We start from the raw sequence: 1,290 nt of genomic DNA on the forward strand, positions 1-1,290 counted from the left end.
CTGGCGTCTTCTTCGACGCCTATTTTTATCTTCAAATCAGCCATGCGCTTTGCCTTAAATTTTGATATAATATGCTTTCAGGAGACGAGCAAATGGATCTATTCGGTTTCGAAGGTAAAAATGGCGAAGGCTTGTTTGGCTTTTTAATGTGCCTTGCGATAGCGACGCAGTTAAAAGAGTATTTTGCGCGCAAAAAGGCGCAAAAGATTACCGCAAAAATCGAAGCACAAAAGCGCTTAAGACGCCCGGAGTTAGCTTTTATATTTAAAAATATAGATAAATTTAGCCGCGAAAAGCGAGCCGAAGTTAGGATTTCGCCTAAAGACGAGCCCTTTGTGCGCGAGCTGTCGCAAAAAAGCGGGATAAGCTTTACGCGGTGCGCGTAAAAATCAAGCTTTAGCAAACTCCTTAAGCCTTTCGATACCACTTCTTTCACTTTTTCCCTCGCTTATAAATTTTTTAAACGCCCGATCGTCCGCGAAGCGCGCAATTCTAACCGCCGCAGAAATTTCTTTTAGTTTCTGGCTCTCTATCTGCGAAAAGCCCTCTATTGCTTCTTTTGCGAAGCTAAAAGGAAACTCCCACGCCCTAGCCAAGCCGTGCTCTAGCAGGTAGCAGATCCAAAAGGTTATTTTTTTTTATCACCCTCGTCGCTTGCGGTAAGATCGCCGTAGGTTAGGCGCAAAATTTCCTCATAAAGCTCATTTGCGGCGCTATAGCCTAGGTTTTCAATCTTATCTGCGCTAAGATCGCAGCACTGCTTTAAAATTTCGGCTATATCGTCGTTTTTGATGATGCCGGATTGAATTTTATAAATCAGCCCGATGGATAATTCTCTAATCGTAATGCCGTTTTTCAACGTCTTTTTTTTAAACAGATCCATTCTCGCTCCTATCTAACCCGCTTTAGGGGGTAATTCAGCTCAAAGATATAAGCGTATAAGCTCTCGCTTATAAATTGCGTCTCGGCGCTTTTTAAAATGACGGCGCGGCTTGCGGCCTCATCTTTTAAAAGCTTGTCGCTAAGCACCATGATCTCATCTAAAATTCCGTAAATTTCGCAATCTAAAGTGTTGCGCGCTAAAACGATTTGAAACTTCAGGCTAGTTTCGTTCGCGCTGATACGCTCAAAACCGCTAAAAATCAGATAATCGCCGTTTTGATCTATAAGCGCCGTATTCGCTACCGCCGTAAGATTTAGCTTAGATTTTAAATACTCCAGTGTCTCTTTCATTTTGGCTCCTCATCGTCTCTAAGCGTAAATTTTTCTTTAAAGAAGTTTATTGCTATA

4 protein-coding genes are annotated in these 1,290 nt (G+C 42.2%); 1 reads left to right on the forward strand and 3 read right to left on the reverse strand.

Translation table 11 applies throughout. The annotated features are described in order from the left end of the window. Positions 1-92: 92 nt before the first annotated feature. Positions 93-386, forward strand: coding sequence for a hypothetical protein (locus Q0198_RS02675; RefSeq protein WP_297894640.1), 294 nt, complete (start codon positions 93-95; stop codon positions 384-386). 3 nt (positions 387-389) lie between these two features. On the opposite strand, the gene Q0198_RS02680 is transcribed toward Q0198_RS02675, so the two are convergent. Genes Q0198_RS02680 through Q0198_RS02690 form a run of 3 tightly spaced genes read right to left on the reverse strand, consistent with a single transcriptional unit; the run spans position 390 to position 1,233 of the window. Further along, on the reverse strand, positions 390-596 hold the full coding sequence (locus Q0198_RS02680; RefSeq protein WP_297894643.1) for a hypothetical protein: 207 nt from the start codon (positions 594-596) through the stop codon (positions 390-392). A gap of 32 nt (positions 597-628) precedes the next feature. After that, positions 629-883 carry a hypothetical protein gene (locus Q0198_RS02685; RefSeq protein WP_297894646.1) on the reverse strand — a complete coding sequence of 85 codons (255 nt, stop codon included), beginning with the start codon at positions 881-883 and terminating at the stop codon, positions 629-631. Positions 884-891: 8 nt separating this feature from the next. After that, entirely contained in the window at positions 892-1,233 is a 342-nt protein-coding gene (locus Q0198_RS02690; RefSeq protein WP_297894648.1) for a hypothetical protein, read from the reverse strand. Between the last annotated feature and the right edge of the window lie 57 nt (positions 1,234-1,290).

Source organism: uncultured Campylobacter sp. (genome assembly GCF_938045205.1).
Classification (GTDB): domain Bacteria; phylum Campylobacterota; class Campylobacteria; order Campylobacterales; family Campylobacteraceae; genus Campylobacter_B.

What these genes read in the sequence shown, in the direction of transcription:
- Q0198_RS02675 (WP_297894640.1), top strand. Translation starts at nt 93, where the DNA reads ATGGATCTATTCGGTTTCGAAGGTAAAAATGGCGAAGGCTTGTTTGGC.
- Q0198_RS02685 (WP_297894646.1), bottom strand. Translation starts at nt 883, where the DNA reads ATGGATCTGTTTAAAAAAAAGACGTTGAAAAACGGCATTACGATTAGA.
- Q0198_RS02690 (WP_297894648.1), bottom strand. Translation starts at nt 1,233, where the DNA reads ATGAAAGAGACACTGGAGTATTTAAAATCTAAGCTAAATCTTACGGCG.